Origin of the sequence: Bradyrhizobium sp. NBAIM01 (genome assembly GCF_020194115.1) — a bacterium.
Taxonomy (GTDB): domain Bacteria; phylum Pseudomonadota; class Alphaproteobacteria; order Rhizobiales; family Xanthobacteraceae; genus Bradyrhizobium; species Bradyrhizobium yuanmingense.
Window position 1 is genome coordinate 346,642 of the sequence record NZ_JADYVU010000008.1, and the last position, 15,088, is coordinate 361,729.

Annotated in this window: 18 protein-coding genes; 17 read left to right on the forward strand and 1 reads right to left on the reverse strand. The window is 65.4% G+C overall.

Annotation, left to right across the window (positions count from 1 at the left end):
* Positions 1-147 precede the first annotated feature (147 nt).
* The 10 genes from I6F31_RS25690 to I6F31_RS25735 all read left to right on the forward strand — a co-directional run bounded on the left by I6F31_RS25690 (position 148) and on the right by I6F31_RS25735 (position 8,631).
* A complete protein-coding gene (locus tag I6F31_RS25690; protein WP_057027235.1) occupies positions 148-513 on the forward strand; it encodes a hypothetical protein in 366 nt (121 codons plus the stop codon).
* A gap of 24 nt (positions 514-537) precedes the next feature.
* Positions 538-945, forward strand: a complete 408-nt coding sequence (locus I6F31_RS25695; protein WP_036005985.1) for a DUF4332 domain-containing protein — start codon at positions 538-540, stop codon at positions 943-945.
* Between the two features lie 238 nt (positions 946-1,183).
* Positions 1,184-2,044 carry a dihydropteroate synthase gene (folP, locus tag I6F31_RS25700; protein ID WP_225144057.1) on the forward strand — a complete coding sequence of 287 codons (861 nt, stop codon included), beginning with the start codon at positions 1,184-1,186 and terminating at the stop codon, positions 2,042-2,044.
* Complete coding sequence (gene folB / locus I6F31_RS25705; RefSeq protein ID WP_036005989.1) at positions 2,041-2,409, forward strand: dihydroneopterin aldolase; 369 nt, start codon at positions 2,041-2,043, stop codon at positions 2,407-2,409. The genes folP and folB overlap by 4 nt, the downstream gene beginning before the upstream one ends.
* A gap of 1 nt (position 2,410) precedes the next feature.
* Positions 2,411-2,902: a 2-amino-4-hydroxy-6-hydroxymethyldihydropteridine diphosphokinase gene (gene folK, locus I6F31_RS25710; protein WP_036042932.1), complete on the forward strand. Its 492-nt coding sequence runs from the start codon at positions 2,411-2,413 to the stop codon at positions 2,900-2,902.
* 82 nt (positions 2,903-2,984) lie between these two features.
* A complete protein-coding gene (locus I6F31_RS25715; protein WP_225183151.1) occupies positions 2,985-4,856 on the forward strand; it encodes a methylmalonyl-CoA mutase family protein in 1,872 nt (623 codons plus the stop codon).
* Positions 4,853-5,317: a GFA family protein gene (locus I6F31_RS25720; RefSeq protein WP_057027174.1), complete on the forward strand. Its 465-nt coding sequence runs from the start codon at positions 4,853-4,855 to the stop codon at positions 5,315-5,317. The genes I6F31_RS25715 and I6F31_RS25720 overlap by 4 nt, the downstream gene beginning before the upstream one ends.
* Before the next feature lie 23 nt (positions 5,318-5,340).
* The gene (gene scpA / locus I6F31_RS25725) at positions 5,341-7,497 is read left to right on the forward strand and encodes a methylmalonyl-CoA mutase (protein ID WP_109145873.1); all 2,157 of its coding nucleotides are present in this window, start codon (positions 5,341-5,343) and stop codon (positions 7,495-7,497) included.
* Positions 7,498-7,532: 35 nt separating this feature from the next.
* Complete coding sequence (locus I6F31_RS25730) at positions 7,533-7,829, forward strand: nucleotidyltransferase domain-containing protein (RefSeq protein WP_225139502.1); 297 nt, start codon at positions 7,533-7,535, stop codon at positions 7,827-7,829.
* Between the two features lie 22 nt (positions 7,830-7,851).
* A complete protein-coding gene (locus I6F31_RS25735; protein ID WP_225139503.1) occupies positions 7,852-8,631 on the forward strand; it encodes a DUF3298 and DUF4163 domain-containing protein in 780 nt (259 codons plus the stop codon).
* A gap of 7 nt (positions 8,632-8,638) precedes the next feature.
* Here I6F31_RS25735 and I6F31_RS25740 read toward each other — a convergent pair whose 3' ends face one another.
* Entirely contained in the window at positions 8,639-9,118 is a 480-nt protein-coding gene (locus tag I6F31_RS25740; RefSeq protein WP_128262638.1) for an SRPBCC family protein, read from the reverse strand.
* A 217-nt stretch (positions 9,119-9,335) separates the two neighbouring features.
* Here I6F31_RS25740 and I6F31_RS25745 point away from each other — a divergent pair, with 217 nt between their 5' ends.
* The 7 genes from I6F31_RS25745 (at position 9,336) to I6F31_RS25775 (ending at position 14,884) form a co-directional block, all read left to right on the forward strand.
* Positions 9,336-10,328: a tripartite tricarboxylate transporter substrate binding protein gene (locus I6F31_RS25745; protein WP_225139504.1), complete on the forward strand. Its 993-nt coding sequence runs from the start codon at positions 9,336-9,338 to the stop codon at positions 10,326-10,328.
* A 140-nt stretch (positions 10,329-10,468) separates the two neighbouring features.
* Entirely contained in the window at positions 10,469-10,960 is a 492-nt protein-coding gene (locus I6F31_RS25750; RefSeq protein WP_074447490.1) for a tripartite tricarboxylate transporter TctB family protein, read from the forward strand.
* A gap of 3 nt (positions 10,961-10,963) precedes the next feature.
* Positions 10,964-12,475: a tripartite tricarboxylate transporter permease gene (locus I6F31_RS25755; protein ID WP_057027170.1), complete on the forward strand. Its 1,512-nt coding sequence runs from the start codon at positions 10,964-10,966 to the stop codon at positions 12,473-12,475.
* A 94-nt stretch (positions 12,476-12,569) separates the two neighbouring features.
* The gene (locus I6F31_RS25760; protein WP_036006010.1) at positions 12,570-12,884 is read left to right on the forward strand and encodes a nucleotidyltransferase domain-containing protein; all 315 of its coding nucleotides are present in this window, start codon (positions 12,570-12,572) and stop codon (positions 12,882-12,884) included.
* Complete coding sequence (locus I6F31_RS25765; RefSeq protein ID WP_057027168.1) at positions 12,885-13,226, forward strand: DUF86 domain-containing protein; 342 nt, start codon at positions 12,885-12,887, stop codon at positions 13,224-13,226.
* 27 nt (positions 13,227-13,253) lie between these two features.
* Positions 13,254-14,240: a methylmalonyl Co-A mutase-associated GTPase MeaB gene (gene meaB, locus I6F31_RS25770; protein ID WP_225139718.1), complete on the forward strand. Its 987-nt coding sequence runs from the start codon at positions 13,254-13,256 to the stop codon at positions 14,238-14,240.
* Positions 14,237-14,884: a pyroglutamyl-peptidase I gene (locus I6F31_RS25775; protein WP_225139505.1), complete on the forward strand. Its 648-nt coding sequence runs from the start codon at positions 14,237-14,239 to the stop codon at positions 14,882-14,884. The genes meaB and I6F31_RS25775 overlap by 4 nt, the downstream gene beginning before the upstream one ends.
* Positions 14,885-15,088 lie beyond the last annotated feature (204 nt).

The following is a 15,088-nucleotide window of genomic DNA, read 5'->3' on the forward strand; positions in this document are numbered from 1 at the left end:
TCGTTCTAGGCTCTTGCACGGCGGCAACACTTTTCGCGCGTTCGCGACGGCGCCTGCGTTCATCGCTTGTATTTCACGTCACACCGGCTCAAGATCATTTTCGAAAGCAATATTCCGGCATGCAAACCGGCTGAGGGGCGGGGTCTTATGGACGAGCTGATCGGACGGCTGGCGACAAACGCCAGCATAGATGGTGCTGTCGCTGAAAAGACCGTCGGCATTATCCTGGCCTTCCTTCGCAACGAGGGCCCTTCCGACAGTGTGCAGGCCCTGATCGACCAGATCCCCGGAGCGGAAGCTGCGATCGAAGCCTCCAAGAGCGGTGGCGGTCTGTCGCGGCTGATGGGCGGCGGCTTGATGGCCGTCGGCACCCGCCTGATGGGCCTGGGGCTCGGCATGTCCGAGATTCAAAACGTCGCCCGTGAACTTTTCCGCTACGGGCGAGACAAAATCGGAGCGGATCAGATGGGCAAGATCATCGCGGGGACGCCGGGCCTCAGCCAGTTCGCCTGAGCGACGCTTTTCATATCGAGCATCATGACATATCCGATTTCCGAGATTGAGGGCCTGCCGGCCTTTGCCGCCAACAAGTTGAAGGCGCAAGGAATCCGCACCACCGACGCGCTGCTCGAGGCGGCGTCCACCGTGAAGGGCCGCAAGGCGCTTTCGGCCAAGACTGGCATCAGCGAGCAGCAATTGCTGGAATGGGCCAACGTCTCCGACTACATGCGCATCCCCGGCATGGGCAGGGCCAAGGTCGGGCTCGTCCGCGCCGCCGGCGTCACGACGGTGCGGGAGCTCGCCTATCGAAATCCGGCAAGGTTGGCGCAGAGCATGCGCGAGGCCAACGAGAAGAAGAAGCTGGTCCGCGTCCTGCCTTCCGAGAAGTCGGTCGGCGACATCATCGCCAAGGCCAAGAAGCTGCCGCCGAAGATTACGTATTAGCGCTGCGGACCAAGCTGGAGAGGTTGGGGTACCACTGCTCCCAGATCGTCATTGCGAGCGCAGCGAAGCAATCCAGAATCTTGCCGCGGTGACAGTCTGGATTGCTTCGCTGCGCTCGCAATGACGGAGGGTGAGCAAGAACATCGCATCCTCTCGGCCGTCTGCACGCATCGGAATGGCCGCGACTGGCCCCAATCCCGTCTTGACTCCCCCTGCCCGACAGCGCAATGCCACGCGCATGAATGCCTCGCCCTCCCCTTCCGTCCCGCCGGCCGGCTCGGCCGGGATCGGCGCACTGCGGACGCTCGTGGGCCGGCGGCTTCCTGCGGTGATGGGCGTGCTCAACATCACCCCGGATTCCTTCTCCGATGGCGGCGAGTTCATCGCGCCGGCGCGGGCGCTGGAGCGGGCGCGGGCGATGGTCGCCGCCGGCGTCGACATCATCGATATCGGCGCCGAATCCACCCGGCCCTACAAGGGCGCCCGGCCGGTCACGGCGTCGGAAGAGCTCGCGCGGCTGAAGCCGGTGTTATCGGACGTCGTGGCGCTCGGTGTACCCGTCTCGATCGACAGCATGAAGGCGGAGGTGGTGGCCTTCGCACTCGACCAGGGCGCGGCGATCGCCAACGACGTCTGGGGCCTGCAACGCGAAGCCGGCATGGCGCCGCTGATCGCCGCCAGGGGCGTGCCCGTCATCGTCATGCACAACCGCGACAGCGTCGATCCCGCCATCGACATCGTCGCTGATATCAAGACATTCTTCCTGCGCTCGCTCGATATTGCCGCGAAGGCAGGCATCGCGCGCGACAAGATCGTGCTCGATCCCGGGATCGGCTTCGGCAAGACCGCCGAGCAGAGCATGACCGCGCTCGCGCGCTTGCGCGAGCTCGACATGTTCGGCCTGCCGATCCTGGTCGGCGCCTCGCGCAAACGCTTCATCGCCTCGGTGTCGCCGTCGGAACCATCGGAGCGGCTCGCCGGCTCGATCGCCGCGCATCTGATCGCCGCGCAGCGCGGCGCCAAGATCATCCGGACCCACGACGTCGCCGAAACCCTGCAGGCCCTGCGGGTGGCGCAGGCCATCGAGAGCAAGCAATGACCGACACGATCTTCGTCACCGGCCTGTCGATCCATGCCCGCCACGGCGTGATGGATCACGAAACCGAGGTCGGCCAGCGTTTCGTCATCGATCTCGAGCTCTATACCGACCTGTCCGAGCCTGCGCGCAGCGACCGGCTCGCGGACACGGTGTCCTACGCCGATGTCGTGGCGACGACGACGGCGGCGTTCAAGAACACCAATTACAAACTCCTGGAGCGCGCGGCCGGCGCGGTGGCCGATGCCATCCTGTCGCACTTTCCGCGCATCCGCGCCGTGAAGGTCACCGTGCACAAGCCGCACGCGCCGATCGCCGCGATCTTCGACGATGTCGGCATCGTGCTGACGCGCTCGCGGCATCCCTAGCATGGCGAGCGTGCTGATCGCACTCGGCGGCAATGTCGGCGATGTCCGCGCGACGTTCAAGAAGGCGATCGCTCATATCTGCGGCATGGCACAGGCGGCGCTGATCGCGCGCTCGTCCGACTATACGACCCCGCCCTGGGGCGACGAGGACCAGGATCCCTTCATCAATGCCTGCATCGAGATCGAGACCAGCCTCGATCCGCATGCGCTATTGTTCGTGCTGCAGAAAGTCGAGCAGAAGTTCGGCCGCGCGCGAACCAAGGCGCGGCGCTGGGGTCCGCGCACGCTCGATCTCGATATGATCGCCTATGACGATGTCTCCTTGCGGAAGCCCGACCTGACGCTGCCGCATCCGCGCCTGTTCGAACGCGCCTTCGTGCTGGTGCCGCTGGCCGAAATCGCACCTGACCGCGTGATCTCGGGCATTCGTGTGCGTGACGGGCTCGCCGGCGTCTCGACGCAAGGCATTGAGCGGCTTCCGGATACCGGTTAACCAAAAACAACCGTTTGCAGGAACGGTCCGCCGTGGCAATTTCGCCTGCGAATAACAAGACGTTTCGGGAGCCCCGCGCCGCATGACCTCCGTGACTGACGACCTGCCGCTGGCGGCGGATTTTCCCAAGGCCACGCCTGAGGACTGGCGCAAGCTGGTCGACGGCGTGCTGAAGGGCGCGCCGTTCGAGAAGCTGGTCGGCAAGACCTATGACGGCATCAAGATCGAACCGCTCTATCCGCGCGCGAAGGGCGTTGCGCCGGTGATGGGCCGGCCGCCGGCCGCACCGTGGCAGGTCGTGCAGCGGATCGACCATCCCGATGCGGCGCTCGCGAATGCGCAGGCACTGCAGGATCTGGAGAACGGTGCGACCGGGCTCGCGCTGGTGTTCGCCGGCGCCAATGGCGCGCGCGGTTTCGGCCTGGAACCGTCGGCCGAGGCGGTGGCAAAGATCCTGAAAGACATTCACCTCGACGCCGGCATCGGCATCGAGCTCGAGATCGGACCGCAATCGCGGATGGCCGCGATCCATGTCGCGGAATATGTGAAGAGCAACGGCCTCGATCCCGGCACCTGCAACATCCGCTTCGGGCTCGATCCGCTCGCGGCGGGCGCGGTGTGGGGCCACAGCCCCTATACCTGGGACGAAATTGCTCCCGCGATTACGGGCGCCATCAAGGGCCTCGCCGGGCTCGGCTTCAAGGGGCCGTTCGCCTCCGCCGACGGCCGCGTGGTCCATGATGCCGGCGGCTCGGAGGTGCAGGAGCTCGCTTTCGTGCTCGCCTGCGGCGTCGCTTACCTGCGCGCGATCGAAGGCGCGGGCATTCCGCTGGAAGCCGCGCAGGACATGGTCTATGCGCGGCTCGCCGCCGATGCCGACCAATTCCTGACCATGGCCAAGTTCCGCGCCCTGCGGCTGCTATGGGCGCGCATCGAGACCGCTTGCGGACTGACGCCGAAACCGCTGTTCATCGCGGCCGATACCGCCTGGCGCATGCTGACGCAACGCGATCCCTACGTGAACATGCTGCGCGCGACGATGGCGGCGTTCGCCGCGGGACTGGCCGGTGCCAACGCCATCAACGTGCTGCCGCATACGCTGGCGCTCGGCCTGCCCGATCCGTTCGCGCGGCGCGTGGCGCGCAACACGCAGCTTCTGCTGCTGGAAGAATGCAACCTCGCCAAGGTCAGCGATCCCGCGGCGGGGGCTGGCGGCATCGAGACGCTGACGGCGCAGCTGTGCGATGCCGCGTGGGCCCTGTTCCAGGAGAGCGAGAGCGCCGGTGGCGCGTTCGCGGCGCTTCAGCAGGGTGTGTTCCAAAGCAAGGTCGCGGCCACGCGAAAGGCGCGCGAGGCCAATATCGCGAAGCGCCGGGACATACTGACCGGCGCCAGCGAGTTTCCGAACCTGCACGAGAGCGAAGCCACTGTCCTGAAGGCAGCGCCGATCGCGCTTCCGCCCTACGGCGGAGAGACCTACAAGTTCGAGGCGCTGCCTCCGATCCGTCTCGCGGAACCGTTCGAGGCTCTGCGCGACAAATCCGACGCGAGTTTGAAGGCTCGGGGCGCACGGCCAAAGGTGTTCCTGGCCAATCTCGGCACGCCCGCCGATTTCACCGCGCGCGCGACGTTCGCGAAGAGCTTCTTCGAGGCGGGCGGCATTGAGGCCACAGGCAGCGAGGGCTTTGCCGATCCGGCCAAGCTGGCTGCGGCCTTCAAGGCCTCCGGCGCCGAGCTGGCCTGTCTGTGTTCCAGCGACAAGGTCTATGCGGAACACGCCGAAGCCGCGGCAAAGGCCCTGCAATTGGCCGGCGGGCGACATATCTACCTAGCGGGCCGGCCGGCCGAGGCCGAGGCGGCGCTGCGAGCCGCCGGCGTCACGGGCTTTGTCTTCGCCGGAGGCGATGCGCTTGCGGCACTGCAGGACGCCTACCGACGGATGGAACAGCGATGACTGACACCAGCAAACCCGTTCTCACCGGCGGCTGCCAATGCGGCGCCGTGCGATTTGCGGTCATGACGGCGCCGACCAGGATTTCGATCTGCCACTGCCGGATGTGCCAGAAGGCGAGCGGCGCGCCGTTCGCCTCTTTGGCCGACATCAACAAGACCGATTTCGCCTGGACCAAGGGCAAGCCGTCGTTCTTCCGCTCCTCCTCGATCGCCGATCGCGGCTATTGCGCCGCCTGCGGCACGCCGCTGAGCTTCGGCCGCATCGACGGCGATCGCATCGAGATCATGACCGGTACCTTCGATCGCCCTGACCGGGTCGTGCCGACGCGGCAGTTCGGCATCGAATCCCGCCTCGGCTGGGTGGTCGGCATCGCCAACCTGCCGAGCCAGACCACGCAACAGAACTACGGACCGGAGAAGATGGCGACCATCGTCAGCCATCAGCATCCGGATCATGATTGAGCGCTTATGAAATGGTTGAAGCCATGAGCCGCATTCCGAATTTCGCCGACGTCGCCTTCGAGCGGACCGCAACCGCCGCGCCCACTGGCAGCGCCGAGCCGTGGCTGACACCGGAGGGCATCCTGGTGAAGCCCGCTTATGGCGAGGCTGATCTGACCGGGCTCGATTTCCTCGAGACCTATCCGGGCATCGCGCCGTATCTGCGCGGCCCCTACCCGACCATGTATGTCAACCAGCCCTGGACGGTCAGGCAATATGCCGGCTTCTCCACGGCGGAGGATTCCAACGCGTTCTATCGCCGCAATCTCGCGGCGGGGCAAAAGGGCCTCTCGGTCGCGTTCGATCTTGCCACCCATCGCGGCTATGACTCGGATCATCCGCGCGTCGGCGGCGATGTCGGCATGGCCGGCGTTGCCATCGATTCCATCTACGACATGCGCACGCTGTTTGCAGGGATTCCGCTCGACCAGATGAGCGTGTCCATGACCATGAACGGCGCGGTGCTGCCGATCCTCGCGCTCTATGTCGCCGCCGCCGAGGAACAGGGCGTGCCGCCGGAGAAGCTGTCGGGCACCATTCAGAACGACATTCTGAAAGAGTTCATGGTGCGCAACACCTACATCTATCCGCCGGCGCCCTCGATGCGGATCATCTCGGACATCTTCGCCTACACCTCTCAAAAGATGCCGAAGTACAATTCGATCTCGATCTCCGGCTATCACATGCAGGAGGCCGGTGCGACGCAGGATCTCGAGCTCGCCTATACGCTGGCTGACGGCGTCGAATATTTGCGCGCCGGCCTTGCCGCAGGGCTCGACGTCGACCGCTTCGCGCCGCGGCTGTCGTTCTTCTGGGCGATCGGCATGAACTTCTTCATGGAGGTTGCCAAGCTGCGCGCGGCGCGCCTGCTTTGGGCCAAGCTGCTCAAGCCGTTCAACCCGAAAGACCCGCGCTCACTGTCGCTGCGCACGCACAGCCAGACCTCGGGCTGGTCGCTGACCGCGCAGGACGTCTTCAACAACGTGATGCGTACTACGGTGGAGGCGATGGCGGCCACCCAAGGCCACACCCAATCGCTCCACACCAACGCGCTCGACGAGGCCTTGGCGCTGCCGACCGATTTCTCGGCGCGCATCGCCCGCAACACCCAGCTGTTCCTGCAGCAGGAGAGCGGCACCACCCGCATCATCGATCCCTGGGGCGGCTCGTATTATGTCGAGCGGCTCACGCGCGACCTCGCCGCCAAAGCCTGGGGCCACATCCAGGAGGTCGAGGAACTCGGCGGCATGGCGAAGGCGATCGAGGCCGGCGTGCCAAAGCTGCGCATCGAGGAGGCCTCAGCCAAAACGCAGGCGCGGATCGACGCCGGCAAGCAGGCGGTGATCGGCGTCAACAAGTACAAGCCGACCGACGAGGACAAAATCGAGATCCTGAAGGTCGACAACACCAATGTGCGCCGGCTTCAGATCGACAAGCTCAAGCGACTGAAAGCCGAGCGCAACCAGCAGGAGGTCGATGCCGCCCTCGCCGCGCTGACGCGCTCGGCCGGCGAAGGCAACGGCAATCTGCTGGCGCTCGCGATCGATGCGGCCCGCGCCAAGGCGACCGTTGGCGAAATTTCTGACGCAATGGAGAAAGTGTTCGGCCGACATCGCGCCGAGATCAAATCCATCACCGGCGTCTATAAGCGGGAGGCGTCCAGCATGGGCACCCAGGTCGAAAAGGTTCAGGCGCTGATCGACGCCTTCGAGGAGGCCGAGGGCCGCCGCCCGCGCATCCTGGTCGCCAAGATCGGCCAGGACGGCCATGACCGCGGCCAGAAGGTGATCGCCTCGGCGTTCGCCGATATCGGCTTCGACGTCGACATCGGGCCGCTGTTTGCCACCGCCGACGAAGCCGCGCGGCAGGCGGTCGAGAACGACGTGCACATTCTCGGTGTCTCCTCGCTGGCCGCCGCCCACCTCACAGCAGTGCCGGAGCTGAAAGCCGCACTGAAGAAGCAGGGCCGCGACGACATCATGATCATCGTCGGCGGCGTGGTGCCGCCGCAGGATTACGATGCGCTCTATGCCGCCGGCGCCGAGGCGATCTTCCCGCCCGGCACGGTGATCGCGGACGCCGCCGAGGAGCTGATCCGCAAGCTGAACGCCCGGCTGGGGCATAGCGAGGCGGCGGAGTAGATGATAGACTGGCCGTGTGACGGCCAGGTGTGTCCATGACGCGTGACGAAATCGTCGCTGCGATACGCAAGAACGCGGATGCCATCCGAGGCAAGGGCGTAGCAAAGCTTGCCATCTTCGGCTCGCGAGCCGGCAACGATTATCGGCCTGATAGCGATATCGACGTGCTCGTCGAGATCGAGCCGGACACCTCGTTTTCCCTGCTCAACTTGATCGATGTCGAGCACATCATCGAGGATGCGACTGGCTTGCAAGCACAGGCAACTGTTCGCCGCTCCATCTCTCCCCGCTTTGCGGAGCGGATCGCAGTCGATATTGTCGAAATATTCTGACGCTCACGCAGGAGCACTAACCTTGAAGTTCATCGCCGGTTTGAGCGTCGCCCTGGCGCTGAGCGCAACATGTGCGTTTTCCGCCCACGCCGCCGATCCCAAACCCGATGCGATCGTCAAGACCAAGAGCATCGAAGCGCGCGTCTTCCTCGGCGACAGGATCAAGGCGGATGCGGCGCTGGCGGCGGACTGCCTCGCGGAGGGCAAGAAGTGGCTCGACAAGAATGCCGCGGAAGCCGCTGCCGCGCGCAAAGCGGACCCGCAGTTCTTCAAGGAGGGCGGCTGGGAGTTCGAGCGCAAATATGAAATCCGCTCCGTGGCTACCGACCGCTATGTCAGCGTCCTGCGCAACGACTACATGAACACACGCGGCGCCCATCCTAATTCGGACGTGAACACGATCCTGTGGGACAAGGCCGCCAACAAGCGCATCTCGATCCGTCCATTCTTCACCGAGACCGCCGATGGCGGCCCCACCATGAAGGCGATGGTGAAGGCCATCATCGCTTCGCTGACGGACGAGAAGAAGAAGCGCGGCGCCGGAGAGACCGCGACCGACGAGTGGTTCAAGTCCGTGGAGCCGCGCCTCCTCAAGATCGGCGCGGTGACGCTCGCGCCCTCCACCGAGGCCGGCAGGAGTTCCGGCCTCAACTTCCACTATCCGCCCTATGCCGTCGGCCCCTACGCTGAGGGCGAGTATGTCGCTTTCGTGCCGTGGGAGACGCTGAAACCTCACCTCACATCGGAGGGCGCCCGCATCTTCGGCGGCGCGCGGCCCAAGGGCGACGCGGACGAGCCGTGAGCTGAGGCTAACGGGATCGCAAACGGGTCCGGGCCAATGTCCGCGCGAGGGAATCCGTCCAATCGGGAATCCAGGAGGCAAACAGCGCTTTCCAGCGCTCGGCGTCCGCAGGTTCAGTTTCGAGCGCAACCGACCATTCGATGAAGGTTCGGTTGCCCTCGATGATCGGACGCAGATGCATGGTGCCTTGGTAGCGCGTCGGCGCCGGACTCGGGCTAGCGTCGTCTTGCGGATAGGGTATCGCTTCGAGACCGGCATAGGTCAGGCTGTGCTGCAGGTCCGAGTGATCGACCAGGCGCTGGCGGATCCAGTTTCCGAGATAGCAGAAGCGCCTGACGGCGCCGACTTCATCGCCGCGCCTGTTGTCTTCGATCTCGCTCTCGCTCACGCCGTCGATATAGGCGGGGTAGTTGTTGAAATCGCGGATCAGGGACCAGACGTCGTCGAGCGGGTGGTCCAGCACGGCGCTGTAATAGGCTTGGGTCATCGGTGGCTTGCCTTTGGTTTCGTTGCGCGCACAGGTTGGCTAGGCGCGCGGACAAAACCCACCCGATTTCCGACCGCCCATTCGACGGGCCGTCTGCTTTCACACAACATGGCGATTCCAGTTGGTAGCGCTACCTTGCGGCGGCGACGTAAAGCCGACTAGAATGCCGGAGTTGACAAGAGCGCCCGACATCACGGGCGCCGCTGGGAGGCATTAAATGTCCAAGATTTCGCGCCGCAGCTTTGCGGCTTCCACCGCCGCTATCGCGGCCTCCGCCGCTTTCGGCTTCAAGCCCGCGCTCGCACAAGCCTATCCGGCGCGGCCCGTCACCGTGATCGTGCCCTGGGGCGCCGGCGGCGGCACCGATGCCACTGCGCGCATCGTCGCAGCGCTGCTGGAGAAGGACCTCGGCCAGCCCTTCAACGTGGTCAACCGCACCGGCGGCTCCGGCGTGGTCGGCCATAGCGCGATCGCGACCGCGCAGCCCGACGGCTACACCATCGGCATGCTGACCGTCGAAATCTCAATGATGCACTGGCAGGGTCTCACCGACCTGACGCCGAAGAGCTACACGCCGCTGGCGCTGATGAACGAGGATCCGCCCGGCATCCAGGTCTCCTCCTCCTCGCCCTACAAGACGGTCAAGGAGCTCGCCGACGCGATCAAGGCGGCGCCTCCGGGGAAGTTCAAGGCTTCCGGCACCGGCCAGGGCGGCATCTGGCATCTGGCGCTGGTCGGCTGGATGCAGGCGATGGGCCTGCCCGCCAACCAGGTCGCCTGGGTGCCGTCGAACGGCGCGGCACCCGCAATGCAGGATCTCGCGGCCGGCGGTGTCGATCTCACCACCTGCTCGGTGCCGGAAGCGCGCGCCATCATCGAGGCCGGCAAGGCCAGGAGCCTTGCCATCATGGCGCCCGCGCGCAATCCGGTGTTCAAGGACGTGCCGACGCTGAAGGAGGCCATGGGCATCGACTACGCAACCGGCGCCTGGCGCGGCATTGCCGGGCCGAAAAATCTGCCGCCGGAGATCGCAACCAAGCTCACGGCGGCGCTGAAGAAGGTCTACGACTCCGCCGAGTTCAAGGACTTCATGAGCAATCGCGGCTTCGGCACCGTGTGGGGCGATGCGGCCCATTTCGCGGGCTTCATGGACAAGGGCGACGCTCAGATGGGCCAGGCGATGAAGGCCGCGGGCCTGAGCAAGGCGTGATCCGCACCTGCGACGCCGTGATCGGGGTGCGAGGAACTCTCCGCGAGTCCATCTCTCACCTCCCCCGCGGAGACTTCCCCTCACCCCAACCCTCTCCCCGCAAGCGGGGAGAGGGAGCGCACCTCCTGTAGGACTCCCCTATGCGTCTTCCCGACTCCGTCACGGGATCGTTTCTCGTCGCGCTCGGCGCGGCTGCCGCCTACGGCGGCTACATTCTGCCGCCGGTGCCGGGGCAGCCGGTCGGCCCCAATGTATTTCCGCTGGTGATCGGCTGCGGCCTTGCACTGTGCGGGCTCGCGATCGTGTTCGGCATCGGGCGCTCCTTCGAGGAGGAGGAAGAGCTGGTCCCGTTCGAGGACGGCCAGGCGGCTGCTCCGCCACCGCAGGGCAAGCTCTACGGCCTGCGCGCGCTGCTGCCGCCGGCGCTGCTGCTGTTCTACGTTCTTGCCGCCGACCGGCTCGGATTCGTCATCACCGCGGCGATCATGGTTTACGTGACCTCGACCGCGCTCGGGGCGAAATGGAAGCTGGCGCTGCCGCTCGCGGTGCTCTCGCCGTTCGCCATTCATCTCATCTTCGGCAAGCTGCTCCGCGTGCCGCTGCCGGTTGGCCTGCTGCCGACGCCCTGGTGATCGATGTTGAAGACCCTGATTGATGCGTTCGCGCTGATCTCCACCTGGGAGGTCATCATCTCCATGTTCGCAGCCTCCGTGTATGGGCTGGTGATCGGCTCGCTGCCGGGCCTGTCGGCGACGATGGCGACCGCCCTGCTCGTCCCGGTCACCTTCTATCTGTCACCGATCGCGGCGATCGCGACTATCGTCGCGGCGTCCTCGATGGCGATCTTCTCCGGCGACATTCCCGGCGCGCTGCTGCGTATCCCGGGCACGCCCGCATCCGCGGCTTACGCGGATGAAGCCTACGCCATGACGCGCAAGGGCCAGGCCGAGCTGGCGCTAGGGGCCGGCGTCTGGTTCTCCGCGGTCGGCGGCATCGCCGGCGTGCTGTCGCTGATGATCCTGGCGCCGCCGTTGGCCGAGATCGCGCTGTCGTTCTCGACCTTCGAGTATTTCTGGCTGGCGCTGCTCGGCCTGATGTGCGCCACCCTGGTGGCGCGTTCCTCCCCGGTGAAGGCGATCGCCGGCATGTTCATCGGCCTGCTCGTCGCCTGCATCGGCATCGAGAATCCCGGCGGCGTCCCGCGCTTCACCTTTGGGCTTACGGACCTGTTCGGCGGCATCGAGCCGATCCCGGCCCTCGTTGGCGTGTTCGCGGTGGCGCAGGTGATGCGCGCGATGCTGACGCCCGAGCCGCCGCCGCTGCCGCGGCGCAAATTCGGAAGCATCATGGCCGGCCAATGGAAGCTGACCAAGCTCTATCGCTGGCAGATGACGCGCGGGAACATCGTCGGCATCATCATCGGCGTGCTGCCCGGCGCCGGCGCCGACATGGCCGCCTGGGTCTCCTATGCGATGTCGAAGCGTTTCTCCAAGGAGCCGGAAAAGTTCGGCACCGGCCATGTCGAGGGCCTGGTCGAGGCCGGCGCCAGCAACAATGCCAGCATCGCCTCCGGCTGGGTGCCTTCGCTGCTGTTCGGCATCCCCGGCGACACCATCGCCGCGATCGCGATCGGCGTGCTCTACATGAAGGGCCTCAATCCCGGCCCGACGCTGTTCACCGAGAAGGCGTCGAGCATGTATGCGATCTACCTGATGTTCATCATCGCGAATATCTTGATGATCCCGCTCGGCATCGCGATGATCCGCGTCGCCACCTACATCCTGCTGGCACCGCGCTCGGCGATCATGCCGATCATCATGCTGTGCTGCGCGGTTGGCTCGTTCGCGATCGGCAACAACATGTTCGGCGTCGTCACCGTCGCCGCCTTCGGCGTGATCGGCTATGTCATGGAGACGAACGGCTATCCCGTCGCCGCCATGGTGCTCGGCATCGTCATGGGCACCATGGTGGAGCAGGCCTTCGTCACCTCGCTGATCAAGTCGGACGGCAGCATCTTGCCGTTCTTCGAGCGTCCGGTCGCGGCCATCCTCGCCGCGATGGCGATCGGCGCGCTGCTCTGGCCGGTCATGGTGTGGATCTGGCGCAAGGTGAAACAGCCGCAGACCGCCGCGGCAACGACCCGGTGATATCGGGCGGGCGGGCCTCGCCTGCCCCGCCGGGGCAGGCCGAGCAGGCCCGCTATCGCTGGGCCGGGCCCTCGCCCTGTGCTAATGTCCGGCCATGACCGAGGTCGCAGACATTCCACTCCAGACGATTGTCGGAAAGCTCCGAGAGCTTGCTCCCGCCTTGAGGGCTGCGGGCATCAATCGCCTGTTCCTGTTTGGGTCCCGAGCGCGCGGCGACGCGCGCCCCGACAGCGACCTCGATGTTCTGGTCGAGACGACCCCGCATGGGCAAGAGCCACGTTTCGATTACTTCAAGGCTGTAAAACTGATCGAGGATCACATCGGCCTCGAAACTCAAATATCGATGCGAAACTTACTGAAGCCCCGCATGGCAGAACGCATCGCCGACGATTTGGTCGAGGTATTCTGAATGCCGCCCACCGTCGAGGACCGGTTGCGAGACATTCTCGAGGCCATTGTCGAGATCGAGGCGTTGCTTGCGGGCTATGACTTCGCGCGATTCACCGCCGACAAGACCAGCCGTATGGCCACTGAACGCTATTTGGAAGTCATTTGCGAGGCCGCACGGCGGTTGCCCGACGAGATGAAGAAAGATGCGTCGAGCATAGATTGGCAAGCAATGGTGAATTTCGGCAATCGTTTGCGTCACGCCTATCATGCAACGGATGTTGGGATTGTATGGGCGATCGTTCAAGATCATCTCTCTCCATTGAAATCTTTCGTCGAAGGGCGCGTGCGACCGTCGAGTTGACGTGGACTCGCGCGCCCATAAGCAATGATGACTGTTCCCAAATCCACCGACATCAGATCCCTCGCCCGTGACCTTCGCGCCGGCAGTCGTGCGGCCCTCGCCCGGGCGATCACGCTGGCGGAGAGCCGGCGCGCCGACCATCAGGCGCTGGCCCGGGAGCTGGTGCAGATGCTGCTGCCCGACACCGGCAAGGCATATCGCGTCGGCATCACCGGCTCGCCCGGCGTCGGCAAATCCACCACGATCGATGCGTTGGGTACGTATCTCATCGAGCAGGGCCACAAGGTCGCGGTGCTCGCGGTCGATCCGTCCTCGGCGCGCAGCGGCGGCTCGATTCTCGGCGACAAGACCCGCATGGCGCGGCTGTCAGCCTCGAACGACGCCTTCATCCGACCCTCGCCGTCCTCGGGCACGCTTGGCGGTGTCGCGGCGAAGACGCGCGAGGCGATGCTGTTGTGCGAGGCCGCGGGCTTCGGCGTCGTGCTGGTGGAAACCGTCGGCATCGGCCAGTCCGAGACCGCCGTGTGCGACATGACCGACTTCTTCCTTGCCCTGATGCTGCCGGGCGGCGGCGACGAGCTGCAGGGCATCAAAAAGGGCCTGGTCGAGCTCGCCGACATGATCGCGATCAACAAGGCCGACGGCGACAATTTGAAGCGCGCCAAGATCACCGCGGCCGATTATCGCGGCGCGCTGCATATCTTGGCGCCGCGGTCCGAGCATTGGCATCCGCCGGTCGAGACCTATTCGGCGCTGACCGGCGACGGCATCGCAAAGATCTGGCAGAAGGTTCTGGATCACCGCAAGGCGATGAACGCCTCCGGCGATTTCGCCGCGCGGCGGCGCGAGCAGCAGGTGAAGTGGATGTGGTCGATGCTGGAGCAGCGCATGCTGGCACGGCTGCGCAGCGAGGCCTCGGTGCGGACCAAGGTTCGCAAGATCGAGGCCGAGGTCGCCGATGGCCATCTCACGCCGGCGCTCGCCGCTGATCAGATTCTGGAGTTGCTGCAATGAGCGACAAGCTCCGCATTCTTCTCACCGGCTTCGGCCCGTTTCCCGGTGCGCCCTATAATCCGACCCAGCCGCTGGTGGCGCGGCTGGCGCAATTGCGCCGGCCCGCGCTCGACGATGTCGTGCTCTCGAGCCACATCTTCCCGGTCACTTATGCCGCGGTCGACTGCCAATTGCCCGACGTGCTCGCTAGGCAAAAGCCCGACGCGCTGCTGATGTTCGGCCTCGCCGCCCGCACGCCTTATCTGCGCATCGAGACGCGGGCGCGCAACGCCGTCACCATGCTCTGGCCCGACGCCGCCAACACCCGCTCGACCAAGCGCGGCATCGCCGGCCATGCCGACGCGATGATGTTCGGCCCGCACACCGCAAGGCTGCTGCGCGCCGCGCGACTCACCGGCATCGACGCGCGTCCCTCGCGCGACGCCGGCGCCTATCTCTGCAACTACTTAAGCTGGCGCGCGATCGAGCGCGTGAAGGCGGGGGGACCCAGGCTTGCGGCGTTCATCCACATTCCGCTGCTCGCGCGCAGCGGCGGCGTGCGCCGCAAGGGCGCATCCCGCATCACGCTGGAGGAACTGGTGGATGCGGGGGAAGCGATGCTGATGGAGATGGTGCAGTTGGCACGCAAGGCGCGCGCTTCGTAGGGTGGATTGGCAAAGCCTAATCCACCTCATCTCCATCAACGGTTCCGTACTCGCGGTGACATGGTGGGTTACGCCTACGGCTAACCCACCCTGTACCCTTCTGGCGTTCGGAGGCCAGTCAGTTGGTGTAGGCTGGTCGCCGGGCCGATCCGCCGGGAGCCGCCTTGCCCACCTGTGCCTAGAGCACCGACGTAGGACCCGCGT